At 69.3% G+C, this 23,048-nt stretch carries 25 protein-coding genes; 15 read left to right on the top strand and 10 right to left on the bottom strand.

The window, feature by feature from the left end; all coding sequences use genetic code 11:
* Positions 1–48 precede the first annotated feature (48 nt).
* From ACIRRY_RS29265 to ACIRRY_RS29255, 3 genes are read left to right on the top strand one after another with little or no spacing between them, the layout of a single operon-like run.
* The gene (locus tag ACIRRY_RS29265) at positions 49–816 is read left to right on the top strand and encodes an SDR family NAD(P)-dependent oxidoreductase (protein ID WP_403978088.1); all 768 of its coding nucleotides are present in this window, start codon (positions 49–51) and stop codon (positions 814–816) included.
* Positions 813–2,027 carry an acyl-CoA dehydrogenase family protein gene (locus ACIRRY_RS29260; RefSeq protein WP_403978085.1) on the top strand — a complete coding sequence of 405 codons (1,215 nt, stop codon included), beginning with the start codon at positions 813–815 and terminating at the stop codon, positions 2,025–2,027. The genes ACIRRY_RS29265 and ACIRRY_RS29260 overlap by 4 nt, the downstream gene beginning before the upstream one ends.
* Entirely contained in the window at positions 2,024–3,001 is a 978-nt protein-coding gene (locus ACIRRY_RS29255) for an NADPH:quinone oxidoreductase family protein (RefSeq protein ID WP_403978082.1), read from the top strand. Before ACIRRY_RS29260 ends, ACIRRY_RS29255 begins: the two co-directional genes overlap by 4 nt.
* A gap of 9 nt (positions 3,002–3,010) precedes the next feature.
* Here the strand turns inward: ACIRRY_RS29255 and ACIRRY_RS29250 are convergent, their stop codons facing one another.
* Entirely contained in the window at positions 3,011–3,874 is an 864-nt protein-coding gene (locus ACIRRY_RS29250) for a mycofactocin-coupled SDR family oxidoreductase (protein WP_403978079.1), read from the bottom strand.
* Between the two features lie 181 nt (positions 3,875–4,055).
* Here ACIRRY_RS29250 and ACIRRY_RS29245 point away from each other — a divergent pair, with 181 nt between their 5' ends.
* The 4 genes from ACIRRY_RS29245 to ACIRRY_RS29230 are packed head-to-tail and all read left to right on the top strand — an operon-like array spanning position 4,056 to position 6,441.
* Positions 4,056–5,201 (top strand): amidohydrolase family protein, encoded by a 1,146-nt coding sequence (locus ACIRRY_RS29245; RefSeq protein ID WP_403978076.1) that lies wholly within the window; start codon positions 4,056–4,058, stop codon positions 5,199–5,201.
* Positions 5,198–5,407, top strand: a complete 210-nt coding sequence (locus ACIRRY_RS29240; protein ID WP_365302523.1) for a hypothetical protein — start codon at positions 5,198–5,200, stop codon at positions 5,405–5,407. Before ACIRRY_RS29245 ends, ACIRRY_RS29240 begins: the two co-directional genes overlap by 4 nt.
* Before the next feature lie 16 nt (positions 5,408–5,423).
* Positions 5,424–6,236 carry a mycofactocin-coupled SDR family oxidoreductase gene (locus ACIRRY_RS29235; RefSeq protein WP_403978073.1) on the top strand — a complete coding sequence of 271 codons (813 nt, stop codon included), beginning with the start codon at positions 5,424–5,426 and terminating at the stop codon, positions 6,234–6,236.
* A gap of 13 nt (positions 6,237–6,249) precedes the next feature.
* Positions 6,250–6,441: a ferredoxin gene (locus tag ACIRRY_RS29230; RefSeq protein ID WP_403978071.1), complete on the top strand. Its 192-nt coding sequence runs from the start codon at positions 6,250–6,252 to the stop codon at positions 6,439–6,441.
* Positions 6,442–6,494: 53 nt separating this feature from the next.
* On the opposite strand, the gene ACIRRY_RS29225 is transcribed toward ACIRRY_RS29230, so the two are convergent.
* On the bottom strand, positions 6,495–7,367 hold the full coding sequence (locus ACIRRY_RS29225) for a VOC family protein (RefSeq protein WP_200709255.1): 873 nt from the start codon (positions 7,365–7,367) through the stop codon (positions 6,495–6,497).
* A 169-nt stretch (positions 7,368–7,536) separates the two neighbouring features.
* Here ACIRRY_RS29225 and ACIRRY_RS29220 point away from each other — a divergent pair, with 169 nt between their 5' ends.
* Together ACIRRY_RS29220 and ACIRRY_RS29215 are read left to right on the top strand one after the other, a co-directional pair.
* Positions 7,537–8,397, top strand: a complete 861-nt coding sequence (locus ACIRRY_RS29220; protein WP_403978067.1) for an alpha/beta fold hydrolase — start codon at positions 7,537–7,539, stop codon at positions 8,395–8,397.
* A gap of 36 nt (positions 8,398–8,433) precedes the next feature.
* Entirely contained in the window at positions 8,434–9,054 is a 621-nt protein-coding gene (locus tag ACIRRY_RS29215; protein WP_403978064.1) for a TetR/AcrR family transcriptional regulator, read from the top strand.
* A gap of 72 nt (positions 9,055–9,126) precedes the next feature.
* Here the strand turns inward: ACIRRY_RS29215 and ACIRRY_RS29210 are convergent, their stop codons facing one another.
* Positions 9,127–9,393: a hypothetical protein gene (locus ACIRRY_RS29210; protein ID WP_403978061.1), complete on the bottom strand. Its 267-nt coding sequence runs from the start codon at positions 9,391–9,393 to the stop codon at positions 9,127–9,129.
* On the opposite strand from ACIRRY_RS29210, the gene ACIRRY_RS29205 reads away from it, so the two are divergent.
* A complete protein-coding gene (locus tag ACIRRY_RS29205) occupies positions 9,377–9,664 on the top strand; it encodes a DM13 domain-containing protein (protein ID WP_403978059.1) in 288 nt (95 codons plus the stop codon). The two genes, ACIRRY_RS29210 and ACIRRY_RS29205, sit on opposite strands and share 17 nt — an antisense overlap.
* A complete protein-coding gene (locus ACIRRY_RS29200; RefSeq protein WP_403978057.1) occupies positions 9,661–10,170 on the top strand; it encodes a hypothetical protein in 510 nt (169 codons plus the stop codon). Before ACIRRY_RS29205 ends, ACIRRY_RS29200 begins: the two co-directional genes overlap by 4 nt.
* Positions 10,171–10,174: 4 nt before the next feature.
* Here the strand turns inward: ACIRRY_RS29200 and ACIRRY_RS29195 are convergent, their stop codons facing one another.
* Positions 10,175–11,782, bottom strand: coding sequence for an FAD-dependent oxidoreductase (locus ACIRRY_RS29195; protein WP_403978055.1), 1,608 nt, complete (start codon positions 11,780–11,782; stop codon positions 10,175–10,177).
* A gap of 243 nt (positions 11,783–12,025) precedes the next feature.
* Between ACIRRY_RS29195 and ACIRRY_RS29190 the strand changes: the two genes are divergently transcribed.
* From ACIRRY_RS29190 to ACIRRY_RS29175, 4 genes are all read left to right on the top strand, one after another.
* Positions 12,026–12,883: a 2-keto-4-pentenoate hydratase gene (locus tag ACIRRY_RS29190; RefSeq protein WP_403978053.1), complete on the top strand. Its 858-nt coding sequence runs from the start codon at positions 12,026–12,028 to the stop codon at positions 12,881–12,883.
* Positions 12,880–13,830 carry an acetaldehyde dehydrogenase (acetylating) gene (locus tag ACIRRY_RS29185; protein WP_403978051.1) on the top strand — a complete coding sequence of 317 codons (951 nt, stop codon included), beginning with the start codon at positions 12,880–12,882 and terminating at the stop codon, positions 13,828–13,830. Before ACIRRY_RS29190 ends, ACIRRY_RS29185 begins: the two co-directional genes overlap by 4 nt.
* On the top strand, positions 13,827–14,837 hold the full coding sequence (gene dmpG, locus ACIRRY_RS29180; protein WP_403978048.1) for a 4-hydroxy-2-oxovalerate aldolase: 1,011 nt from the start codon (positions 13,827–13,829) through the stop codon (positions 14,835–14,837). Before ACIRRY_RS29185 ends, dmpG begins: the two co-directional genes overlap by 4 nt.
* A gap of 246 nt (positions 14,838–15,083) precedes the next feature.
* Positions 15,084–15,842, top strand: coding sequence for an IclR family transcriptional regulator (locus ACIRRY_RS29175; protein WP_403978367.1), 759 nt, complete (start codon positions 15,084–15,086; stop codon positions 15,840–15,842).
* Positions 15,843–15,859: 17 nt separating this feature from the next.
* On the opposite strand, the gene ACIRRY_RS29170 is transcribed toward ACIRRY_RS29175, so the two are convergent.
* From ACIRRY_RS29170 to ACIRRY_RS29145, 6 genes are all read right to left on the bottom strand, one after another.
* A complete protein-coding gene (locus ACIRRY_RS29170) occupies positions 15,860–16,324 on the bottom strand; it encodes a hypothetical protein (protein WP_403978045.1) in 465 nt (154 codons plus the stop codon).
* Positions 16,325–16,343: 19 nt separating this feature from the next.
* Positions 16,344–17,087, bottom strand: coding sequence for an SDR family oxidoreductase (locus ACIRRY_RS29165; RefSeq protein ID WP_403978042.1), 744 nt, complete (start codon positions 17,085–17,087; stop codon positions 16,344–16,346).
* Positions 17,080–17,787 carry a TetR/AcrR family transcriptional regulator gene (locus tag ACIRRY_RS29160; protein WP_403978039.1) on the bottom strand — a complete coding sequence of 236 codons (708 nt, stop codon included), beginning with the start codon at positions 17,785–17,787 and terminating at the stop codon, positions 17,080–17,082. The genes ACIRRY_RS29165 and ACIRRY_RS29160 overlap by 8 nt, the downstream gene beginning before the upstream one ends.
* A 133-nt stretch (positions 17,788–17,920) precedes the next feature.
* Positions 17,921–19,219 carry a ThuA domain-containing protein gene (locus ACIRRY_RS29155; RefSeq protein ID WP_403978035.1) on the bottom strand — a complete coding sequence of 433 codons (1,299 nt, stop codon included), beginning with the start codon at positions 19,217–19,219 and terminating at the stop codon, positions 17,921–17,923.
* Positions 19,220–19,251: 32 nt separating this feature from the next.
* Positions 19,252–21,474, bottom strand: a complete 2,223-nt coding sequence (locus ACIRRY_RS29150) for an RICIN domain-containing protein (RefSeq protein ID WP_403978033.1) — start codon at positions 21,472–21,474, stop codon at positions 19,252–19,254.
* A 53-nt stretch (positions 21,475–21,527) separates the two neighbouring features.
* Complete coding sequence (locus tag ACIRRY_RS29145; protein ID WP_403978031.1) at positions 21,528–22,898, bottom strand: ricin-type beta-trefoil lectin domain protein; 1,371 nt, start codon at positions 22,896–22,898, stop codon at positions 21,528–21,530.
* Positions 22,899–23,048: the final 150 nt, after the last annotated feature.

The following is a 23,048-nucleotide window of genomic DNA, read 5'->3' as shown; positions in this document are numbered from 1 at the left end:
CCCTGAAGTACTCGCCTTCAAAACCGTGCATTCCATGAGGAGTTGGGTGTGAACATCGACGGTTCAGCGGCACTCGTCACCGGCGGCGCCTCCGGGCTCGGCCTCGCCACCGCGCGGCGCGTCATCGAACGCGGGGGACGTGTCGTCCTCGCCGACATCTCCGAGGAACAGGGCGTCAAGGCGGTCGCCGACCTCGGCGAGGCCGCACGCTTCGTCCGCACCGACGTCACCGACCCGACCGAGGTCACCGCCGCCCTCGACGCGGCGGAGCAACTCGGCACCCTGCGCGCCGTGGTGCACTGCGCCGGACGCGGCGGCGACCGTACCCGGATCATCGACCGCGACCGCAAGCCCGGCGAACTCGACACCTTCGCCGAGGTCATACGCGTCAACTTGATCGGCACCTACAACGTGCTGCGCCTCTCCGCCGCCCGCCTCGCCGGCAACGAGATCGTCGACGGCGACCGCGGGGCCGTGGTGCTCACCGCGTCGGTCGCCGCGTTCGACGGCCAGATCGGGCAGACCTCCTACACCGCGGCCAAGGCCGGAGTCCACGGCATCACCCTCGTCGCCGCCCGCGACCTGGCCAGTTGGCAGATCCGGGTGAACACCATCGCCCCCGGCATCATGGACACCCCGATGCTCGGCCGCCTGCGTGCCGACATCCGCGACGGCCTCGCCGCCTCCGTCCCGCACCCCAAGCGCCTCGGCGACCCGGACGACTTCGCCCGCCTCGCCGTGGAGATGCTGGAGAACCCGTACCTCAACGGCCAGACCGTCCGGCTCGACGGTGGCATCCGCATGGCCCCGCGATGACGGCGGGCGAGACCGGCGACATCGACCAGACCGACGAGACCGAGGAGACCGACGAGCAGTTCCGTGCACGCCTGCGGGCCTTCCTGACGGAGCAGCACCCTGGGCGCCGCCCCAAAGACTCCGCCGAGCGCGTCAGTTGGCAGAAGAAATGGCTGGCCACGCTCTTCGACGCCGGCTACGCAGGCCCGAGTTGGCCGCGCGAGTACGGCGGCATGGACCTGTCCTTCGCACGCCAGGTCAGCTACCAGGAGGAGTACGCGCGCGCCCGCGTCCCCGGACCCCTCGGCACCGGACTGGGCATCGCCGCCCCCACCCTCATCAAGTACGGCACGCCCGAGCAGAAGGAGCGCCATCTGCGCCCCATGCTGCGCGGCGACATGGTGTGGGCCCAGGGCTACTCCGAGCCGGAGGCGGGCTCGGACCTCCCCGCGCTGCGCACGACGGCACGGCGCGAGGGCGCGGAGTACGTCGTCAACGGGCAGAAGGTGTGGAACAGTTCGGCCGACATCGCCGACATCGTCTTCACCCTCGTCCGCACCGGACCGCCCGACTCCCGCCAGGACGGCATCAGTTACCTCCTGATCGACGCGCATGCCCCCGGAGTCACCGTTCGGCCACTGCGCGACCTGACCGGTGACGCACACTTCTGCGAGATCTTCTTCGACGACGTTCGCGTACCGGTCGCCGACCGCATCGGCGAGGAGAACGGCGGCTGGCCGCTGGTGCGGACGAGCCTCGGGCACGAGCGGGCGGCCGGGGCGATGAACCAAGCCGCCCTGTACCGCCGGGTGTTGGACGAGTTGATCGAGCTTGCCCGCGAGCGCGGGGCCACGGCCGACCCGATCGTCCGCGACCGGCTCGCCGACTTCGAGATCCGGGTCCGCGTCATGCGGCTCACCGGCATGCGCACCATCGCCGACATCATGGCCAAGGGCGAGCCCGGGCCCGCTTCTTCGACGGCACGGCTGTCCATCGTGACCTTCGAGCAGGAGCTGCACGAGTTCGCGCTCGACCTGCTCGGACCCTACGGCATCCTCGACCGACGCGACCCGCACGCCGTCCAACGGGGGCGCTGGGTATGGGGGTTCCTGCGCACGCGTGCCTCGTCGATCGGCGCGGGCACGGCCGAGATCCAGCGCAACACCATCGCCGAGCAGGTACTGGGGCTGCCCCGTGACCCGGCGATGCCGACCGTGGAGAGGACCCGATGAAGGCCGCACACTGCACGGAGTACGGGCCGCCCGGTGGCCTCTCGGTCGTCGAACTCGACGACCTACGGCCAGGACCGGGCGAGGTACTGGTCCGCGTGCACGCGGCGGCGGTGAACTTCCCGGACGTGCTGATCGTGGCGAACCGCTACCAGGTGCCCGCGCCACTGCCGTTCACGCCGGGCAGTGAATTCGCGGGTGTCGTGGCCGAGTTGGGGCCTGGCGTGTCCGGCCCGCCCGTCGGCTCACCCGTCGCCGGGGCGGTGCTCACCGGCGCGTTCGCCGAACAGGTCGTGGTGCCCGTCGCGAGCCTGCGGCAGGTGCCCGAGGGACTCGACATGGTGCACGCCGCCGCGTTCCACGTCACGTACGCCACCGCCTACCACTCCCTCGTCACCGTCGGACAGGGCATCGCGGGGGAGTGGGTGGTGGTCCTCGGCGCCGCCGGCGGGGTCGGCTCGGCGGCGGTCGACATCGCGGCCCGGCTCGGTCTGCGGGTGGTCGCCGCCGCGTCCAGCCAGGAGCGGCTGACGGTTGCCCGCAAGCTCGGCGCCGAGGCCGGTGTCGACTACGTCCACGAGGATCTCAAGCTCCGCACAAGGGAGTTGACCGGCGGCGAGGGCGCCCACCTGGTGATCGACCCGGTGGGCGGCGACCACGCGGAGGTCGCCCTGCGGGCGCTGCGGCGGGGCGGCCGGTTCGTCACGGTCGGGTACGCCGACGGCAAGATCCCGCGCATCCCGCTGAACCTGGTACTGCTCAAGGACCTGGTCGTCCGGGGCTTCGAGATCCGCACGGTGCGGCAGTACTCCCCGGACGCCGTGGCCGCCGCCGACCGCGCCCTCGCCGGGATGGTCCGGGACGGGATGCGCCCGCTGGTCTCCCGCGTCCATGCCCTCGGCGAGGTCGCGAGCGCCCTGACCGATGTCGCCGAGCGCAGGACCACCGGCAAGGTGGTCCTGGACCTGACCTCGTAGCAACAACTGCTAGAACGTGGGGAGTTGGGGGCGCTTGCGGACATAGCCGCCGGCGTCCACCCGCATCTGCATGCCGGTGACGTAGCGGGACTCGTCGGAGACCAGGAAGAGCACCATGTCGGCGACGTCCTCCGGCTCGACATAGGGAATGTCCATACCGGTCGTCGCCGGGAACGAGACCAGCGCGTCCTCACGGGTCGGGTTCTCGAGGTCGGGCCTAAACGAGCGGTACATGATGTCGCTGTTGAGCATGTCCGTGTTGACGTTGGTGGGGTGCAGGCCGTTGATGCGGATCCGCCGCGACAGCAGCACCGTCGCCAAGTCGTGCACGAACGCGGCCACTTGGCGCTTCGCGAAGGAGTAGCCGAGGCCGCCGGGGCCGTTGGACGGGCTGTCGACGGTCGCCGGGGTCAGGGCCGCGATGGAGCCGGTCGCCACGATCGAGGCGCCGTCGGGCAGATGCGGCAGGGCTGCCTCGACCGCGTGCACGACACCGTTGAAGTCGACGGTGACCGCGTCGATGAAGGCCTGGACGCCCTGCTTGGGGCCGAGCGGGGCGATACCGGCCTGCGCCACCACGGCGTCGAGTCGTCCCAACTCGGCCACCCCATCGGCCACGGCCGCCTTCAGCGCCGCCGGATCGCGCACGTCCGCCTTGCGTGCCACGATGCGCCGACCGAGCTTCTCCACCTGGCGCACGGTCTCGTCCAGGTCGTCCTGGGTGGCCAGCGCATACGCGTTGGTGGCGATGTCCTCGCACAGGTCGACCGCGATGATGTCGGCGCCCTCCGCGGCCAGCCGGAGCGCGTGGGCGCGGCCCTGTCCGCGTGCGGCCCCGGTGATGAAGACGACCTTGTCCTGTACTCGGCCCATCGTGGGGCTCCTTCCGCCGGAGATAAAAGAGTAGCCTGAATACTGTCCGATGGGGCTGTTCGTGATCCATGATCGGTGTCAAGTCCCCTGACTGCTCACCGGTTTCCGTTCAGTGGGACCCGAACAGTGCACACAATTCGGCCGGTGCTAGAGAGTCCATGAGATTCGAGGGAGCACATCGATGCCATTGCAGCCGTGGATGAAGTTGCTGTCGACCGACGACCACCTGATCGAGCCGCCGCGCCTGTGGACGGACCGCCTGCCGGCGAAGTACCGCGACGTCGGGCCGCGGATCGTGGAACAGGCACGCGGAGAGGGCCAGGCCCCGGCCGAGGTCTGGAACTACGAGGGCCGCATCTACCCCTACATCGGCCTGAACGCCGTAGCGGGCAAGTCGCCCGAGGAGTTCGGCCTCGAACCCACCCGCTACGACGAGATGATCCCGGGCTGTTACGACCCGAAGGCCCGGCTGCGCGACATGGACCTGGACGGCGTGTGGGGCGCGCTGTGCTTCCCGTCGTTCCCGCGCTTCGCGGGCACGATCTTCCTGGACGGCCAGGACCGCCGACTCGCCCTCCTCTGCGTCCAGGCGTGGAACGACTTCGTGATCGACGAGTGGTGCGCCACCGCGCCCGGCCGCCTCATCCCGCTGGTCATCCTGCCGCTGTGGGACGTGGACGCCTGCGCGGCCGAGATCCGGCGTACGGCGGCCAAGGGCGCCAAGGCGATCTCGTTCCCGGAGAACCCGGTGCCGCTGGGCCTGCCGTCGTTCCACACCGACCACTGGGACCCGGTGTTCACGGCGGCCGTGGAGACCGACATGCCGCTGTGCCTGCACTTCGGCACCTCGGGCGCGGCCCCCAAGACCGCCCCGGAGGCACCCTTCGCGGTGACGATCACCCTGTTCGCCACGAACTCGATGTACGCGGCCGCCGACCTGCTGTTCTCCCCGGTGCTCCACAACCACCCGCGGCTGAAGATCGGCCTGTCCGAGGGCGGGATCGGCTGGATCCCGTATCTGCTGGAGCGCGCCGACGGCACCTGGGAGCGGCACCGCTTCTACCAGAACGTCAACCAGACCGTGCGGCCCTCGGAGCTGTTCCACAAGCACTTCCACGGCTGCTTCATCGACGACCGGTTCGGTGTGGAGGTACGCCACCACGTCGGCGTCGACAAGATCACCTGGGAGTGCGACTACCCGCACTCGGACTCCTATTGGCCCAAGAGCCGTGCCTACGCGGCCGAGATGCTCGCCGACGTACCGGACGACGAGGTGCACAAGATCGTGGAGCTGAACGCCCGCCGCCTCTACAACATCCCCGCATGAGCAGGCGCCCGGAGTCCGAGCGCTCCGACTGGACCGACCTCGACCTGCTGACCCGCGACGAGGCGTACGGCCGTCTCCAGGAGGAGATCGGCCTCACCGCCCGCCGGCTCGCCGAACTCGGTGCGGGCGACGAGGCCGAGCGCGAACTCCTCGACACCCGGCTGCGTGCCCTGCGCGAGGCCGCCGAGGATCTGAATGTCCGCTGAACGAAAGGGAGTCGGCGTGGGGCGTGTGGAGGGCAAGGTCGCGCTCGTGACGGGCGCGGCCCGTGGTCAAGGGCGTTCGCACGCCGTGCGGTTGGCGGAGGAAGGAGCCGATGTCGTCGTCACCGACGTGTGCCACGACATCAGCGACGAGCTGCCCTATCCGCTGGCGTCGAAGGAACAGCTCGAAGAGACCGTGGAGTTGGTGCGGGCGACCGGCCGCCGGTGTGTCGCCGTCCAGGCCGATGTGCGCTCGGTCGCCGAGATGCGGGTCGCGGTCGACGCGGCGCGCGAGGAGTTCGGGCGGCTCGACACGCTTGTGGCGAACGCGGGTGTGATGAGCATCGGCGCCGCCTGGGAACTGTCCGAGGAGGCCTGGGACGTCGTCATGGACGTCAACCTCAAGGGCCCCTGGAACGCGGTGCGGGCCGCGATCCCCTGGATGATCGAGGCCGGACAGGGCGGCTCCGTCATCATCACCAGTTCGGCCGCCGGCATCCGCGGCCATGTGCCGTACGCCCACTACACGGCCAGCAAGCACGGTGTGGTCGGCCTGATGAAGGCGCTGTCCAACGAACTCGCCCAGCACCGTATCCGGGTGAACACCGTGCACCCCACCGGCGTCAGTGACACCGGGATCACCGTCGGCGTCCCGATCGAGGAACTCGCCGCGCGGGAACCGCTGTTCGCGCTCGCCGCGATGAACCCCCTCGCCCCGTACGTCGAGCCGCGCGATGTGTCGAACGCCGTCCTGTTCCTCGCGTCGGACGAGTCGCGCTACGTCACCGGTCTCCAGTTCACCGTGGACGCCGGCTCGACGAACAAGCCGTAGAACGGAGTTGTGCATGAAGATCACGATCGACTCCTCGCTGTGCTCCGGGCACGCGAGGTGTGCGGCGGCGGCGCCGGAGGTGTTCCGGCTCGACGACGACGGCTATGCGCTGCCCTACGACGGCGAGGTGCCGCCGGAACACGAACAGGCCGCCAGGGACGGGGAGTTGGCCTGCCCGGAGCGGGCCATCACCGTCGAGCGCTGACACGGAGGAGCCCCACGGCCGTGGACCGTGGGGCTCCTGTCGTGCCGCTCGGGTCAGCCGGCGGGCTGCGGCGGCGGGGTGAAGTGGTGCCCCCAGAAGGCGCCGTCGGTGATCTCGTAGACGGGGACCGGCTCCGGCACCTTGAGGCCGTCCCAGCCGAACTCGACGGCGTAGTTCTCCGGCGACCACACATAGAACGACACCATGCGGTCGTTGGTGTGCTTGCCCAGCGAGTGCATCATCGGGACGTTCAGCTTCGCGGCCCGGTCGAGGGCACGCCCCACGTCGTCCAGCGTCTTGCCCTCGACCATGAAGTGCAGTAGCCGCCCGGGACCCGGCGCCGGAGTGACGCCCAGGGTGTGGTGGCGGGGGTTGCAGCCCATGAACCAGGTCGTACCGCCCGGCGAGCGCATCGTGTTGCGCTCGATGAAGCCGAGGACGTTCACGTAGAAGTCGAAGGTCCCGCGCGCGTCCTCGGCGGAGAGGATGGCGTGCCCGAAGCCCATGTCACCGGTCAGGAACCCCGAGACCAGGGGAGTCTGCACCGGAACGTGGTCGAGGATCGCGCCGTAGAACAGCTCGACCGGGTTGCCGCCCGGGTCGTTGAACTTGACGAAGCCGGTGACCCGGCGTTCCGCGGCCTCGTCCTCGGTGCCGGCGGTCACCTTGATGCCGGTCTTCTCGACGTCGGCGACCAGGCGGGCCAGCTCCCGCTCGTCGATGACCTCGAAGCCCAGGGCGGTCATCCCGCTCTGCGAACCGGGGGAGACGACGATACGGGCCGGATAGTCGTCCATCCGGTAGTAGAGGGATTCCGGGTCGCCGCCCTCAACTGGCATCAGGCCGAGGAAATCCGCCCCGAACACCTTCCATTTCTCGATGTCACTGGATTCCAGCCGGACATACCCGAGTGAGCGCACACCCATCAGGGTTCTCCCATCACCGTCGTCAAGTCCTTGCGGTCCGACGCTAATCAGGCGGCCGGACCAGGAGCCGTACACGTCCCACTGATCGGGAGGAGCGCGACACCCGGTCGGGACGCGGTGACACGGTGACTGTCGCCTGTCACCCCGCGACCGGAGGCCACGCACCGCCATGACACTCACCGCTGAGGACACCCTGCGCGAACTGCACACCGATGAGGGCACGTTGCGCTACCACGAGGTGGGCGACGGGCCGCCCCTGCTCCTGTTGCACGGTTCCGGTCCCGGCGTGACCGGCTGGCGCAACTACCGGGGAAATCTCCCGGTGTTCGCGAAGCACTTCCGCTGTCTCGCCCTGGAATTCCCCGGGTTCGGGGTCAGTGACCCCACCGACGAGAACCCGATGATGGCGGCCCCGAAGGCTGTGCTGCGTTTCCTCGACGGCCTCGGCCTGGAGCGCGTCGACGTCATCGGGAACTCCATGGGCGGCTTCGTGGCCGCCGGACTCGCCGTAGCCCACAAGGACTTGTTCCGCCGGGTCGTCACCATTGGCGGCGTGGGCCGCAACATCCTCTCGCCGGGCCCCAGCGAAGGCCTCAACCTGCTGGTCGAGTTCGCCGAGAACCCGACCCGCGAGAACCTCGTCCAGTGGCTCCGGTCGATGGTCCACGACCCGGCCCTCCTCACCGAGCAACTCATCGAGGAGCGGTGGGTGACCGCCACCGAGCCCGCGACCCTGGAGGCCTCCCGGCGGATCTACGGCCGGCAGGCCATGGCCGCCATGCAGGCCGCGCAGGCCCACTCCGACCAGCCCATCTGGGCCGCCCTCCACAAGATCACCGCGCCCACGCTGCTGACCTGGGGCCGCGACGACCGGGTCACACCGTTGGAGAGCGCGCTGATCCCGATGCGTACGATTCCCAAAGCGGAACTGCATGTGCTGCCCGACTGCGGCCACTGGGCCATGATCGAGCAGAAGGAGGCCTGGGAGAGCACGGTCCTGGCCTTCCTGACCCGCCCCGAGGCGTCCTGAGCGTCGGCGGGAGCACCGGACGACGTGGGGGGCGACGTGGCGAGACCCGCTGAGGGACGGCAACCGGCGGCCCCGATGTCGAGCGGCCAGGCCGCCCGCCGGGTCCGCATACTCCGCGCCGCCTCCGAACTCGGCGCCCGCGAGGGGCTGGCCAGCGTGCAGATGCACGACGTGGCCAAGGAGGCCGGCGTCGCCATCGCCACCCTGTACCGCTACTTCCCCTCCAAGCCGTACCTGTTCATGGCGGTCCTGGAGTGGCACATCGAGCAGTTCGTCGGCGGTCACGAGGACGGTCGCGAGCGCGTAGCCGACGGGGGCACGGACGCCGCCGCCGAGATCGCGGAGCTGCTCATCACGCTCAGCGTGAAGCTGCTGGACAGCCCCCTGCTCGCCTCGGCGGTGGCACTGTCGTCGTTCACCGAGTACACGAGTGTCGTCCCGGCCCGCACGGACCTCGTCGACAGCGCCCTGGGACAGGCCATCCTGCGGCTCCTCTGCGGCGGCGTCCGCGAGGCCTCGGCGACCGACCGCAGCAGGGCGCGCCTGCTCATCTACGGCTGGTGGGGGCTGTTCGTGGCCCTGCTCACCGAGGAGCTCTCCACGGCGGAGGCGGAGACCAACATGCGCCTGGCCGCACGGCTGCTCCTCACGCCGTAGTCGCAGCTCGCCGGGGTCGTCGTGGGCGCCGCGTAAATGTGAAGCAATTCTTACGTCCCCCGGGCCACGGCGTCATTTCCCGTATTCCGTGGGTAGCTTGGTTCCCGTCGGCGGCAGCCCGTTCCTCTTGCCGCCGATTCCCAGCGGAATCAAGAACAGGATGTTCGGCATGCGGAAAATCGGGTTCGTCGGCGTGGCTCTCGTTGCCCTTTCCTTCACGCTCACGGCGTGTGGTGGGTCCGACAACAGCGACTCCAGCGCGAAAGCGGCACCCTCCATGTCGGCCTCGAAGGCGGCGATGAAGTCGGCCGACAGGACGGGAATGTTCGCGGGGCTCAACGGCAAGAAGGTGACCGGCTCCGCGCAGGTGAGCGGTTCGGACGTCACGCTCTCCGGATTCACGTCCGACGAGGGTCCGGACCTGCATGTCTACCTCACGAACGGCACGGACGAAGCCGCAGTGTCGGCGGGCAAGCAGCTCGGTGCCGTCAAGTTCGACAAGGCGTCCCAGATGTTCGCGCTCAGTGGAGTCGACGCGGCCGGGTACACCACCGTGGTCATCCACTGCGACAAGGCGAAGGCGGTATTCGGCGCCGCGAAACTGTCATGAAGTCGTCTCGTTCGCGGCCGACTCCGATCGCGGCGGTCCTCGCCGGCGCGGTCAGAGTCACCCTCGGTGTTCTGTGGCTCCATGAAGGAACGCTCAAATACCGGGCGCATTTCGGGGCCGCGGACATCCTGCTGGTGGCGAACAGTGCCAAGTCGAACAGCAGGGTTCCGGGTTACTTCAAGAGTTTCGCGGATTTCGCGCTCGCGGGCCGGCCGCATTTCTTCGGATTCGCGATGCCCCTTCTGGAGACAGCACTGGGAGTCGCCCTTGTGCTGGGGGTGTTCTCGCTTCCCGCGTCTTTCATGTCGGCTTTCACCCTGCTGACGTACTGGAGCGCGGACCAGCTCATCACCGAGTATCCGATCATGGTCGCCCTCTCGGCGGTGGTCATCGCCTGGCCTGTGGCCGCATCGCACTTCTCCGCGACGGCTCTCGCGGAGAAGGCGGTGGGGCGAAGGCGTCCGGACGTGGTGGTGTTCCGGGAGCCGTTCCGGCGCTGGCTCTGACCGGTCAGTCCGTGCCGCTCTCGATGTCGAGCACGGCGAGGTACGAGAACGCGACACTCGAACCGATGGGAGCCCCCGCGCCCGGGTACACGCGTCCCGTCATCGCGCCGGCCGTGTTCCCGGACGCGTACAGCCCCTCGATGGGCTGTCCGTCCGGGCGCAGCACCCGGGCGTGCTCGTCGATCTTGAGGCCGCCCTTGGTGCCGATGTCGGCGGGGAGGATGGTCGCGACGTAGTACGGCGGGGTGTCCAGCGGGGGCAGCAGCGGATTGGGCCACTCGTTCGTGGCGGGCGGTGCCGGGTAGTTCAGTTCGGGCAGGGCGGGGAAGCCCAGGACGTACTGAGCCATCTGGTCCCAGGGCGTCTCGCCACGATGGAACTTCTCGTCGACCCCGGTCCGCGCGTAGCCGTTGAACTCCTCGACGGTCGCGCGCAGGGCATCGAGGGGTACGTCGATCAGCTTCGCCAACTCCTCAAGGGAATCAGCCTTCTTGAGTGCTCCGGACTCGAACCACTCGGGCCGGACCGGCTGGTCGTGGGGGCCGCCGAAGCTGTCCCGGTCGAGCTGGCGCTGGTCGATGATCCAGTGGGCGGGGATGTGCGAGACGCCGGTGGTGGCATGCAGGTGGACTATCTCGCGGCCCGCCTGGTCGTAGGGGCGGGTCTCGTTGACGAAGCGTTCGCCGGCCGCGTTGACCCAGATTCCGCCCCGGGTGCCCGTGTGGAAGAGCGGCAGGCCGTCCGGCCACACGAGTCCTGGCGTGAACCAGGCCGCGTCGAGCAGGTCGGTGGCGGCACCGATCGCGATGCCGGCCTGGAGCGCGTCGCCCGTGTTGCCCGGGGCGCCGTGCGTCCACTCGCTGCCGTGCTCCGGAACCGGCTGGTACTTCGCGCGCAGGTCGCGGTTGCGCTCGAAGCCGCCGGCCGCGAGGATCACGCCACCCGTGGCGCGGAACGTGACCTGTTCGCCGTCGCTCACGGCCTCCACGCCGACGACCCTGCCGTCCTCGACAACGAGGCCCTCCAACGCGGTGTTGAGGCGGAGCGAGCCGTGGCCCGTCTCCAGGAACGCCGCCAGCGTCCTGCCGATCAACGCGCGGCCACCGCTGAGGACCGGCCCCTCGTCGTGGCCCCACCGCTGGGTGGGCAGGCAGGCGCGGACCAGTTCGGCGTGTGCTCCGAGTTCGGCGACGGTGACCTGCGGCGGGAACACGGTGTGCCCGGTGGGGGACGAGCCGGTGACCGACGGATAGTAGTCCGGCACCGGGAGATGCACGAACGACTGGAACCACGGGTTCTGCTCCAACTCGTCGATCAGCTGCACGCCGGCCCGCAGATAGGCCTCCTGGAGCGGCTCGCGCGACTCGTCGTCGACGGACTCGCGCAGATAGGTCCGCGCGTCCTCGACACTCTCGTCAAGACCGGCCCGCCGCATGGGCGCGGAACCGGGGTACCACAGACCGGAACCGGAGTAGGCGGTCGTACCGCCGACCCGGTCGGTCTTCTCGATGACGAGCGTCCGCAGGCCGCGTGCCGCTGCCAGATAGGCACCGACCAGTCCTCCGCCCGACCCGACCACGATCACGTCGTAGACGTCCTCGTTGCTGGTCATCCTGACCTCCTCAGGTGTGCTGACGCTTCTCGACGGCCGAGCGCGGCTCAACGCCACAACCTCTCGCAATGTGCGGGCGACGGTATCGAGCCAACTGCGCGGCTCCGCCCCGGTATCTCGCTGAGCGAGACGGTTCGTCCAGGCCCGATTCCGCCCCGGATCGAGTCCCGGTGAGCGGAACGCGCGTGACCGTGATCGGGCACCGATGCCCAGGCTGGAGACCATCACGAGTTGAGGATGCGAATGACAGACGTTTGGGAACCGAGGGCGGCGGCGGACCGTGCGGCGGGGGTGGCCGAGGCGGTCGTACGACTGACACGCGCGGCCCGTGACCGTCAACCGTGCGCCCCCGTACGGGACTTGCTCGGCGCCACCGACATCAGCCTCGCCTACGCCGTCCAACAACGCATTGTGGCCGACCGGATCGCCGCCGGCGCACGGGTCGTCGGCCGCAAGATCGGGCTGACCTCCGAGTCGGTGCAGCGCCAAGTCGGCGTCGACCGGCCCGACTTCGGGGTGCTCCTCGCCGACATGGACGTCAGCGCACTGCCGGCCGTACCGAGCGAACGGCTGCTGCAACCGAGGGTCGAGGCGGAGATCGCGTTCGTCCTCGCCGCCGACCTCGACGACGGCGAACTGGACATCGAGCGGGTGCGGTCCGCCGTGGCGTACGCCGTCGCCGCGCTGGAGATCGTGGACAGCCGGGTCGCCGACTGGGACATCGCGATCACCGACACCGTCGCCGACAACGCGTCCAGCGGGTTGTTCGTACTCGGCGCCGAGCGGGTCGAGTTGAAGGCGTTCGAACCCCGGGACGTGACCATGCGGCTCTACGCCGACGGGAAGCTCGCCTCGGAGGGGGACGGCACGGCCTGCCTCGGCGACCCCCTCGCCGCGCTGCTGTGGCTGGCGCGCACCGCCCGGGAGTTCGGCGACCCGCTGCGGGCCGGTCAGGTCGTGCTCTCCGGAGCGCTGGGTCCGCTCGTCCCCACCCCGCCGGGAGTCACCGTACGGGCCGAGATGTCGGGCCTCGGCACGGTGACCGCGACGTTCTCGGCCAACGAACCGGACTCATCGGACTCTTCGAAGGAACAGGGATGACGAAGACCAAGGTGGCCATCATCGGTTCCGGCAACATCGGGACCGACCTGATGATCAAGGTGCTGCGGCTGTCCGAGACCCTGGAGATGGCCGCGATGGTGGGCATCGACCCGGACTCGGACGGCCTCGCCCGCGCCGCGCGCCTGAAGGTGCCGACCACGCACGAGGGCGTGGACGGGCTGATCCGGATGGACGGCTTCGACGACATCGGGATCGTCTTCGACGCCACTTCCGCGAAGGCGCACGTCGAGAACGCCAAGCGCCTCGCCCCGTACGGCAAACGGCTCGTCGACCTCACCCCGGCCGCCATCGGACCGTACGTCGTGCCGCCGGTGAACCTTGACGAGCACCTCGCGGGCGATGCCGACAACCTCAACATGGTCACCTGCGGCGGCCAGGCCACCATCCCGATCGTGCACGCGGTCAGCCGGATCACACCGGTGCCGTACGCCGAGATCGTCGCGTCGATCGCCTCGAAGTCGGCCGGACCCGGAACCCGGGCCAACATCGACGAGTTCACCGAGACCACCTCCGCCGCGATCGAGAAGGTGGGCGGCGCTCAGCGGGGCAAGGCGATCATCGTGCTGAATCCTGCCGAGCCGCCGCTGATCATGCGGGACACCGTGTACTGCCTGATCGGCGACGCGGACCAGGAGCAGGTGCGGGCCTCCGTGGAGGGCATGGTCGACGCGGTCGCCGAGTACGTGCCCGGCTACCGGCTCAAGCAGCAGGTGCAGTTCACGCCGATCCCGGCCGGCGATCCGGTGCACACGCTCTTCACCGGCGACGCCTCCGAGGTCACCACCAAGGTGTCCGTGTTCCTCGAAGTCGAGGGTGCCGCCCACTACTTGCCCGCCTACGCGGGCAACCTCGACATCATGACCTCGGCCGCCCTGCGGGTCGCCGAGCGCATCGCCCAGCGCTTCTCCAGCGAGGTGACCCGGTGACCCCCAGGCTCTATGTGCAGGACGTCACCCTCCGGGACGGTATGCACGCCATCCGACACCGGATCACGCCCGCGAAGGTGGCCGCGATCAGCGCGGCCCTGGACCAGGCGGGCGTGGACGCCATCGAGGTCGCCCACGGCGACGGCATCTCCGGCGGCAGTCTCAACTACGGCCCCGGCAGCAACACCGACTGGGAATGGATCGAGGCCGCGGCCGGCGCCATCCACCGGGCGACGCTGACGTCCCTGCTGCTGCCCGGCATCGGCACCATCGCCGAACTCAAGCAGGCGTACTCCCTCGGGGTCCGCTCGGTGCGGATCGCCACCCACTGCACCGAGGCCGACGTGGCCGCGCAGCACATCGCCACCGCGCGCGAACTCGGCATGGACGTCTCCGGGTTCCTGATGATGGCCCACATGACCGACCCCGCCGAACTCGCCCGCCAGGCACGGCTGATGGAGTCCTACGGCGCGCACTGCGTGTACGTCACGGACTCCGGCGGCCGGCTGACCATGGACGGCGTGCGCGACCGTATCCGCGCCTACCGGGACGTGCTCGATCCGGAGACCCAGATCGGCATCCACGCGCACGAGAACCTCTCCCTGTCGGTCGCCAACTCCGTGACGGCGGTGGAGGAGGGTGTGACCCGGGTCGACGCGTCCCTCGCCGGACAGGGCGCGGGTGCGGGCAACTGCCCGATCGAACCGTTCGTCGCCGTCGCCAACCTCCTCGGCTGGAAGCACGGTTGCGATCTGTTCGCGCTCCAGGACGCCGCCGACGACCTGGTACGACCGCTCCAGGACCGGCCGGTGCGCGTCGACCGGGAGACCCTCACCCTCGGCTACGCGGGCGCCTACTCCAGCTTCCTGCGGCACGCCGAGACGGCGGCCGCGCAGTACGGCCTGGACGCGCGCACCATCCTCCAGGAGGTGGGCAGGCGCGGGCTGGTCGGCGGTCAGGAGGACATGATCGTGGACATCGCGCTCGACCTGACGCGCGGCTGCTGACCGCGCCTCTCCGCAGAGCCGCTCCCCGGACCACGCACCGGGGAGCGGCTCTTGACGCGTTGATTAGACCGGGCGTACCAATAAACTCGTGCACGCCTCTTGGCCCGCGTCCGACGCCGTTGATACGTTGACGAACGGCGCCGAACTAGAATTGATTTCAGTTTGAGCAGAGAGGCATTGACGATGACGTCTGCCCTTCGCCTGGAACCGCGATACGAGGCCGACCGGCATGCGCTGCCACCGTCGATGATGGAGCGCGTCACGCTGATCATGGACCTCTTCGAGCGGCCCCAGACACATCTCACCCTGGAAGTGGTGTCCCGCCGGACCCACCTCCCGCGTTCCACCACCCATCGGATCCTCGATCAACTGGTGCGCCTGGACTGGTTGCACCACACGGTCGCCGGGTACGCGCTGGGACCGCGTGCGCTCGGTCTCGGCGGGCGGGAGATCGGGCACAGCACCCTGCGCGCGGCGGCCGCGCCCCAACTCCTGGACCTGGCCGTCCGGACGAAGATGGTCGTCCATCTCGCCGTGCTCGACGGCCCGGAGATCTACTACCTCGACAAGGTCGGCGGCCGGGCCGCGGTCGACATCCCGTCGCGGGTCGGCGGGCGTGCGGTCGCCCACTGCACCGGGCTGGGGAAGGCGATGCTCGCCTGGCTGAGCCCGGAGGAGATCGACGCCCGGTACCAGCAGTCGATGGAGTGCCGCACCTCGCACAGCATCGGCCGACTCGACCTCCTGCACCGGGAGTTGAGCACGGTGCGCCGGCGCAACGGGCTGGCGATCGACCGGGGCGAGTGTTTCCCCGACCTCGGCTGCGTCGGCCTCGCGCTGCGCGGACCGGACGGCCCGATCGGCGCGATCTCGGTCGTCGGCGACGGGCGCGCCCCGCTGGAGTTGGTCGCGCCGCTGGTCGTCAACGCCGTACGGGCCGTGTCCGAGGAGCTGTTCGGGGGCGGGGAGTCGTACCGGCGGGAAGTGGCGGACGCGGTGGGGTAGTTGGGGCGGGTGGGCCGTCACGGGGAAGAGGGGATCCAGTCGTCGTTGTGCCGGTGGCGGTCCAGGCCCACGGCGGTGAACTCGTCCTGGCCCGGACCGCTGGTGGCGCCCAGTCGGCGCAGGGCCTGCGAGATCGGGCTGATCCCCATCGCCCGCTGGTCCGACGGCCCCCACGCGAGTGCCCCGTCGGCCCAGACGACGACCCGTTGCTCGCCGGCCCCACCGAAGTACTCGGCCTCCACATAGGCGACCGGTCCCGCGGTGGACCACTCGGCGAGCCTGCGCTCGAAGCCGGCCGGCAGCCGCCAGAACCCCAGGGACCGAGCGGTGTCGCCGGCCGAGACGGCGTCGAGCACCTCGCTCGTCATCGGCAGCAGCGACAGGCCCTGGCCGAGAGAGGCCACTCGGGCGCCCGGCACCTTCTGTGCGGCGGAACGGAGCAGGTCGTCTCCGGCGATCACTGCCTGCAGAACGTAGGTCATCTCTGGATTCTTCTCCCCGTCACGCCAACCCGCCGTTGGCGAACAGTACTTGACCGTTGATCCAGCGGGCCGGGCCGGCCAGGAAGGCGACCGACTCGGCGATGTCGTCCGGGGTGCCCAGGCGTTCCAAGGGGGAGGCCTTGGCGAGGTTCTCGATCGTCGTGCCGTCCTTGCCGTTCAGGAACAGGGGAGTCGCGGTGGGGCCGGGGGCGACGGCGTTGACGGTGATGTCCTTGCCGCGGAGTTCGCGGGCCAGGACGAGGGTCATCGCCTCGACCGCGGCCTTGCTCGCCACGTAGCCGCCGTACGTCGGGAACTTGGTGCGGGTGACGGTGGTGGAGAAGTTGATGATCGCGCCGCCGCCGCGCACCCGGCGGGCCGCCTGCTGGGAGACGACGAACGTGCCGCGGATGTTGGTGCGGTGCATACGGTCGAGGTCGTCGAGGTCCAGGGTGGCGATGGGGGACAGGGCCATGATCCCGGCGGTGTTCACGACCACGTCGATGCCGCCGAACTCCGCCTCGACCGCGTCGAACGCGGCGGACATCGCCTCCTCGTCGGCGACGTCACCGCCGACCGGGATCGCCCTGCCGCCGGCCGCGACGATCGCGGCGACCGTCTCGTCGGCCCTGGCCTTGTTGCCCGCGTAGTGCACGCCGACCGCGATGCCGTCCTGGGCCAGCCGCTCGGCGACAGCGCGACCGATGCCGCCGGAACCGCCGGTGATCAGGGCGACGCGGGTGGGGGTGTCGGTGTCAGTCATGGTGAGAGTCCTTCTGTGTGGTGGGGATCTGCGTGAGCCACTGGCCGAGCAGGGCCGACTCCGCGGGGGTGAACGGTTCGGGGGTGAGGTCGTCGAGGGACGAGAGCAGCGTGGTGGCCGCCGCCGCGCGGGCGTCGTGGACGGTCGTGTCCGCCGCCGGGTCGAGCAGGATCGCCTGGACCATCGCGTCCCGGACCAGCGTCGACAGCACGGCGTCCGGGTACAGCTCGGGGCGGGTGATCAGCGCCAGCGCCACACCGGTGGTGGCCGTCATGACCATCTGTGCCGCGATCCCCGGTGCGATCCGCATCCGGCCCTGCGCGGCGAGCCGCTCCAGGACCGCGCGGAGGATGCGCAGCGCCTCCCGCGCCGCTTCCGGCGTGGAGCGCAGCGCCGGGGCGAACATCAACTTGTAGGCGTTGGGATGCGCCAGCGCGAACGCCACATGGCTGTCCCACCCGGCGAGCAGGTCCTGCAGCGGGTCCGCCGACTTCTCGGCGGCGCGCTTCGTCTCCAGGTACTGGTCCCAGACGTGGTCGACCGTCGCGGCCAGCAGCCCGTCCTTGTCGCCGAACAGCCGGTACAGCACAGGCTGTTGGACACCCGCCGCGTCGCACACGGCCCGTGTCGAGACGTCGCCGCTGGGCGACTGGGCGATCAGCTCCGCCGCCGCCTCGATTATCAGCGATCTCGTGTTCATGTAATCGACGATAACAGTGGTTGGGTATCGCTGACAACAGTCATCCGTTAGTGATGAAAACGCGGGGCGGAACAAGGGCGCCTCCCACCGCGTCCGTGCGGTGGGAGGCGCCCTTGTTCCGCCGTGCGGTGGCTCAGGACTGCACGGTGAGTTGGAAGGACTGCGCGGCGGAGCCGTCACAGGTCCGTTGGGTGAGCTGGACACTGTTGGTCGCCGCCGCGGCGGCGGTCAGGCACTTGCCGCTGTGCCGGGCGGCGAAGTGGTAGCGCCCGCTGGTCTCACGCACGGGCTGCCACTGCTGGTTCGTGCCGCCGGAGTAGGCCCACAGCTGCAACGGCGCGTTGTCCGCCGTCGAGCGGTCGGTCACGTCGATGACCTGCGCCGGGTTGCCGCGCGCGGTGATCTCCATGTACCCGCTGTCGGTGGAGCGGAACTGGTACTGCTGCGCCGTCGTGCCGTTGCAGGCGTACTGCTGGATCGCCGTCCCGTTGGTGGTGGCCGCCGAACGGGCGTCCACACACGTGCCGTTGCCGCCGTTCTGCACGGAGTACCAGGAGGTCTCGGAGATCGGGGTGTCCGTCGGCGGCGTCGAAGTGTCGCCCCCGCCGAGCCACTTGAGTCCGTTCAGCAGGAACTGGTTCTGGGTGGCGCTCGCGAACGTCGACGACAGCCGCGTGTTGGTCGTGTAGTTCATCGCGTTGTGGCCGAAGTTCGCGTACAGCATCTTGTACTTCGTGTTGGTCCACAGGATCGGGTAGTACCCGCTGTACCAGGACTGGTTGGGATCCGTGCCGACCGGGAAGCTGCTCGGTTCGATCGACGCCAGGATCTTGATGTCCGGGTTCTGCCGCAGATCGTTGGACCAGCTGTACCACTCGCTGACCGACGAGGTGAACGTGGCCGGCAGGGCCGCTGTGGGCGGGATCGAGTGGTCCTCCACCTTCAGGGTCACCGCGGTCGGACCCCAGGTGTTGGACACGAAGTTCCCCGAGCCGAGGAACGTGTTGTGGTACCAGGACCAGCTCGCCGCGTCGGTCGTGAAGGCCGAGACGTGGAAGCCCATGAAGCCGCCGCCGCCCCTCATGTACGCCTCGAAACCGGTGCGTTGGGCGGAGGTCTGCGGCAGGTCGTCGAGGAACAGGACGACTTGGTACGCGTTGACCCCGCCGTTGGCGAGCAGGTCCCAGTTGGTGCTGGCCGTGTAGGTGTAGCCGTTGGCCGCCGCCTGCTGCGGGAACCAGACGTTCGCCTCCTTGTCGAAGTCGATGTGCGCCGCGTCGTAGGTCCCGCTGTAGAGCGCGAGGATCTTGAACGGCGTCGCCGCCGTGCTCGCCTGGGCGGCGGGCGGTACGGCCGCGACGCCGAGCAGCGTCGCCAGCAGGAGGAGGACCCGCAGGAGCGCGCGGGTGGAACCGGATCTGATGGAGTTCATGGAGTGATCGATCCTTTCCGTGCGGTCTCGGTCTACGGGTAGTTGGTCAAGTAGGCGACGTTGCTACTGGAGTTGGACGGTCCGCCGGTGCTGTTGATGATGTGGCTGATCGTGCCGACCCCGCCCAGTGAGACGGTCACCATGTCGTGGAACTTGACCCCGGACACGCTCGGCACCTCGAAGGCGCGATCGGCGACCACGCTCGAATTGCTGCTGAAGTAGCAGTAGCTGCCAAGTCCCCACGCCTCATGGGTGGTTACCGAGGCGGCGACCTTGTAGGCGGGATAGCCCTTGCCGGTGCCGTTCATCCACGAGGCCTGGTTCGGCGGGTCGTAGGGCATCTCGTTCTGGAAGAAGTACGTTCTGCCGCCGTTGCCGTTCCAGACGACCTGGGTCTTCTGGAAGTGCTCGACGAACAGGCCGTACGCCGTCACGTTGGCGGCGTTGACGATCAGTCCGGTGTCCGCCGTGTTGGTGGTCCAGCCGACCGTGCCGGAGTTGCCGTGGTCGGCCCGCCAGATCCAGGTGTGGTCGATGATCGTGTTGGCGCTGTTGATCACCACGGAGTTGGTGGCCTTGCCGACGGTGGCGCCGCCGATGCGGACGAAGACATCGGACAACTGCGTCGGGTCGGAGGCGTGCGAGGCGGTCGAACCGGACGGGCCGATCTGCACCAGCGTCGCGGAGTTGGTGGTGCCCGCGTCGACCAGCAGACCCGCCAGCTCGATGCCGTCCACGTCGGCCGTGGAGATCGCGGTGATCCCGCCGTCCGGCACGAAGGTGGCCAGGCCCATGCCCAGCACGACCGTGTCGGGGCGGGTGATGTTGATCGTCTGGTTGAGGTGGTACACGCCCGGGGTGACCAGCAGGTTCTTGCCGGCCGCGAGCGCGGTGTTCATGTCGGCCGCGGTGGCGCCGGGCTTGACGATGTAGAACTGGTCGATCGGCAGGGACTTGCCCGCCGGGGTCTTCCCGCTCCACGTCGTACCGACGGCGTTGGACTGAAGTCCGGGCACGAACACCTGGTAGGCGCCCGCGCTGTCGACGTAGAGGAAGGGCTTCTCGCGGATCGTCGGGGAGCTGGCGACGTTGGTGTACGTCGGGAAGGACTGGGCGGGTGCGCCCTGGTCGCCGACGAAGACCATGTTCCAGTTGGAGCCGGACCAACTGCCCATCGTGGAGTTCCTGGTGAGGAACTGCTGCTGGGTCCCGGACTGGATCTGGCCGTCGACCTTGGTGTCGGAGATGAAGCCGCCGCTGGACCAACCGCCGTCGTCCAACGCCAGGTTGCCGCGCACATGCATGCGCCGGTACGGCGCGGCCTGCGAGACGGCCCAACGGTCGGTGCCACCCGTGGGGTTGACCGACAGGTTCTCGGCGTCGCGCCAGAAGTTCTGCGTCGCGTTGCCCTGGAACCAGTCGGCCTCCGCGTGCACGGAACCGTTGATCGTCACGTCGTCCGGCGAGAAGCCGAGACCCGCGACCTGTGTGTAGAAGCCGACGTTGGCGTTCGCGCTGTACGTGCCCGGCTTGAACAGCAGGGCCTGGCGGGCCGAACCGAACTGGTTGGTCTGCTGCTGGGAGAAGACCGAGTCCAGCTTGGACTGGATGCCGGCCGCCGACATCGACGGGTCGAACACCGTCACGTTGGGACCGAAGTCCGGGGTGCCGGGCGGGTTCGTCGTGGCACCGCCCAGGGTGAAGGACTGCGCGGCCGTGCCGTTGCAGGTGTACTGCGCCAACTGCACGCTGTCGGCGGTCGACGCGCTCGGCACGTCGAGGCACTTGCCGCTGTTGCGGTTGACGAAGTGGTAGGCGCCGTCGGACTCGACGACCGGCAGCCACTGCTGGTTGTTGCCGCCGGAGTACGTCCACAGCTGGATGAGCGCGGAGTCGGCGGTCGAGACGCCGGTGACGTCCCAGGCCGAGGCGGCGTTCAGGTTGCTGTTCACGCGGAAGTAGCCGCCGTCGGTGGCGACCAACTGCCAGTTCTGCGCGGTGCTTCCGTTGCACGTGTACTGCTGGACGGCGGTGCCGTCGGCACTCGCGGCGGAGCGGGCGTCGACACACTTGCCGCTGCCCTTGTTGACCACGGTGGTGTAGCCGGTCGGTATCGCGGCGGCTGCCGTGCCCGCCGCGCTCGCCGAGCCCTGCGTGGCGAACTCGATGCCGGTCACGGTGGTCGCCACGAGCGCGACGGCCGTGAGCGCTCTCGGTATGACGTGGCGGCCGGACAGTCTTTTCCGTCTGAGCACGGATTCTCCTGTGGTGATGGGGGGTTGGGGAGGAAGGTCGCGGGGGGCGTACGTCAGCCGGTGTACTGGGCGAAGATGCTGGTGAACTGCCAGTTGCTCTGGCTCACGCCCGAGCAGGTGTCGTCGTTCGGGTAGGCGCCGGGGCAGGGCCGGTCACGGTTGGCCGACCAGAACGTCAGCCGCGCGAGGTGGTGCGCCTGCGCGTAGCTCAGGATGGTCTGGAAGTCGGCTGTGGTGACGGTCTCGCTGTTGTCGGTGATGCCGTTCATCGACGAGATGCCCATGTCCCGGTAGGCCGCGTCGTCGCTGTAGCCGTACGCGTTCTTCAGCGCGGTCTTCAGGCCCTCGGCCGCCCGCTGGGTGAGCGTGCCCATGTTCTGGCCCGCGCCGCCGAAGTCGAACGGCATGATCGTCCAGGCGTCCACGGTCAGTCCGGACGAGGCGGCCCGGTTGATGAGACTCGTGTCGGGACCGCTCTGGCCGGTGCCGATGGTGACGTACACCTTGATGCCCGGGTTGTTGGCCTTGACGGTCTTCAGCGCGTCCACGGTCCGCTGCTGCACGGTCCCGTTGCTGTACGCGTCGGCCTCGATGTCGATGTCGATGGCCTTCAGCGAGTAGGCGCTGATGACCTTCTGGTAGGCCGCCGCCAGTTCGCCCGCGCTGGAGCAGGAGCTCTCCAGCTTGTTGCCGCTGTAGCCGCCGAAGGACGGGACGACGTCGCCGCCGCCTGCGCGGACGGTGTTGATGGTCGACTGGTCGACTCCGCCGGTCAGCGCCCGGCCGCCGTCCCACTGCGGGTTGCAGTAGCCGTTGCTCAGGACGAACGCGAGCGTGAACCACTTCACGCCGGTTGCGTTCATGACAGTCGTGGGGCTGGGCGGGTTGCCCCAGCCGTTGTAGAGGTACGGCGCGACGGCCATCGGGGCGGTCGTGGGCGGGGTCGTGCCGCCGGCGGCGGGCGCGGTCCACTTCTGGTTGGTGGCGCCGGAGCAGGTCCAGATCTGGGTGCGGGTGCCGTTGGCCGAGGAACTCCCCGTGACGTCAAGGCACTTGTTCGCGGTCGGGTTGACGATGTCGCGCGCGGCGGTGACCGTCCACTTCTGGTTGGTGCCGCCACCGCAGGTCCACAGTTGGAGCTGGGCTCCGTTGGCCGTCGAATTGCCGGTGATGTCAAGGCACTTGCCGAGGGCACGGATGGTCCCGTCGGTGCCGACCGTCCACTGCTGGGCGGCGGTGCCGTTGCAGTCGTAGATCTGTACGGCCGTGCCGTCGGCGGAACCGGCGCCGGCGACGTCGAGACACTTGCCGCCGAGGCCGGTGATGGTGCCGGTCGCGGCCGAGGCGGAGGGGGCGCCGAGGGTGCCGACGGCGGTGAGGCCGAGGGAGAGCGCGAGGGCGCAGCGCAGGGCGAGGCGTTGCATGACGAGGGCCCTTTCGTCCTGGGGTGGGGGGTGGACGCCGCCGGCTGGAGGGCGGTGAGATGTGAACACGGGTGTTCACATATGTGAGCGGGGAATGCATTCATGGGAGGTCTGTTGGCTGGTGAACCTAAAGGTCTGCACCAAAGGCGT

The sequence above is a fragment of the Streptomyces sp. NPDC101776 genome, assembly GCF_044766845.1.
In the GTDB taxonomy this organism is placed as follows: Bacteria; Actinomycetota; Actinomycetes; order Streptomycetales; family Streptomycetaceae; genus Streptomyces.
This window is presented reverse-complemented; position numbering and strand designations above follow the sequence as displayed.

Excerpts from the sequence above, each read along its gene's own strand:
- ACIRRY_RS29260 (WP_403978085.1), top strand. The coding sequence starts at position 813 with ATGACGGCGGGCGAGACCGGCGACATCGACCAGACCGACGAGACCGAG.
- ACIRRY_RS29255 (WP_403978082.1), top strand. The coding sequence starts at position 2,024 with ATGAAGGCCGCACACTGCACGGAGTACGGGCCGCCCGGTGGCCTCTCG.
- ACIRRY_RS29250 (WP_403978079.1), bottom strand. The coding sequence starts at position 3,874 with ATGGGCCGAGTACAGGACAAGGTCGTCTTCATCACCGGGGCCGCACGC.
- ACIRRY_RS29245 (WP_403978076.1), top strand. The coding sequence starts at position 4,056 with ATGCCATTGCAGCCGTGGATGAAGTTGCTGTCGACCGACGACCACCTG.
- ACIRRY_RS29240 (WP_365302523.1), top strand. The coding sequence starts at position 5,198 with ATGAGCAGGCGCCCGGAGTCCGAGCGCTCCGACTGGACCGACCTCGAC.
- ACIRRY_RS29230 (WP_403978071.1), top strand. The coding sequence starts at position 6,250 with ATGAAGATCACGATCGACTCCTCGCTGTGCTCCGGGCACGCGAGGTGT.
- ACIRRY_RS29225 (WP_200709255.1), bottom strand. The coding sequence starts at position 7,367 with ATGGGTGTGCGCTCACTCGGGTATGTCCGGCTGGAATCCAGTGACATC.
- ACIRRY_RS29220 (WP_403978067.1), top strand. The coding sequence starts at position 7,537 with ATGACACTCACCGCTGAGGACACCCTGCGCGAACTGCACACCGATGAG.
- ACIRRY_RS29205 (WP_403978059.1), top strand. The coding sequence starts at position 9,377 with ATGTTCGCGGGGCTCAACGGCAAGAAGGTGACCGGCTCCGCGCAGGTG.
- ACIRRY_RS29200 (WP_403978057.1), top strand. The coding sequence starts at position 9,661 with ATGAAGTCGTCTCGTTCGCGGCCGACTCCGATCGCGGCGGTCCTCGCC.
- ACIRRY_RS29195 (WP_403978055.1), bottom strand. The coding sequence starts at position 11,782 with ATGACCAGCAACGAGGACGTCTACGACGTGATCGTGGTCGGGTCGGGC.
- ACIRRY_RS29190 (WP_403978053.1), top strand. The coding sequence starts at position 12,026 with ATGACAGACGTTTGGGAACCGAGGGCGGCGGCGGACCGTGCGGCGGGG.
- ACIRRY_RS29185 (WP_403978051.1), top strand. The coding sequence starts at position 12,880 with ATGACGAAGACCAAGGTGGCCATCATCGGTTCCGGCAACATCGGGACC.
- ACIRRY_RS29175 (WP_403978367.1), top strand. The coding sequence starts at position 15,084 with ATGATGGAGCGCGTCACGCTGATCATGGACCTCTTCGAGCGGCCCCAG.
- ACIRRY_RS29170 (WP_403978045.1), bottom strand. The coding sequence starts at position 16,324 with ATGACCTACGTTCTGCAGGCAGTGATCGCCGGAGACGACCTGCTCCGT.
- ACIRRY_RS29165 (WP_403978042.1), bottom strand. The coding sequence starts at position 17,087 with ATGACTGACACCGACACCCCCACCCGCGTCGCCCTGATCACCGGCGGT.
- ACIRRY_RS29160 (WP_403978039.1), bottom strand. The coding sequence starts at position 17,787 with ATGAACACGAGATCGCTGATAATCGAGGCGGCGGCGGAGCTGATCGCC.
- ACIRRY_RS29155 (WP_403978035.1), bottom strand. The coding sequence starts at position 19,219 with ATGAACTCCATCAGATCCGGTTCCACCCGCGCGCTCCTGCGGGTCCTC.
- ACIRRY_RS29145 (WP_403978031.1), bottom strand. The coding sequence starts at position 22,898 with ATGCAACGCCTCGCCCTGCGCTGCGCCCTCGCGCTCTCCCTCGGCCTC.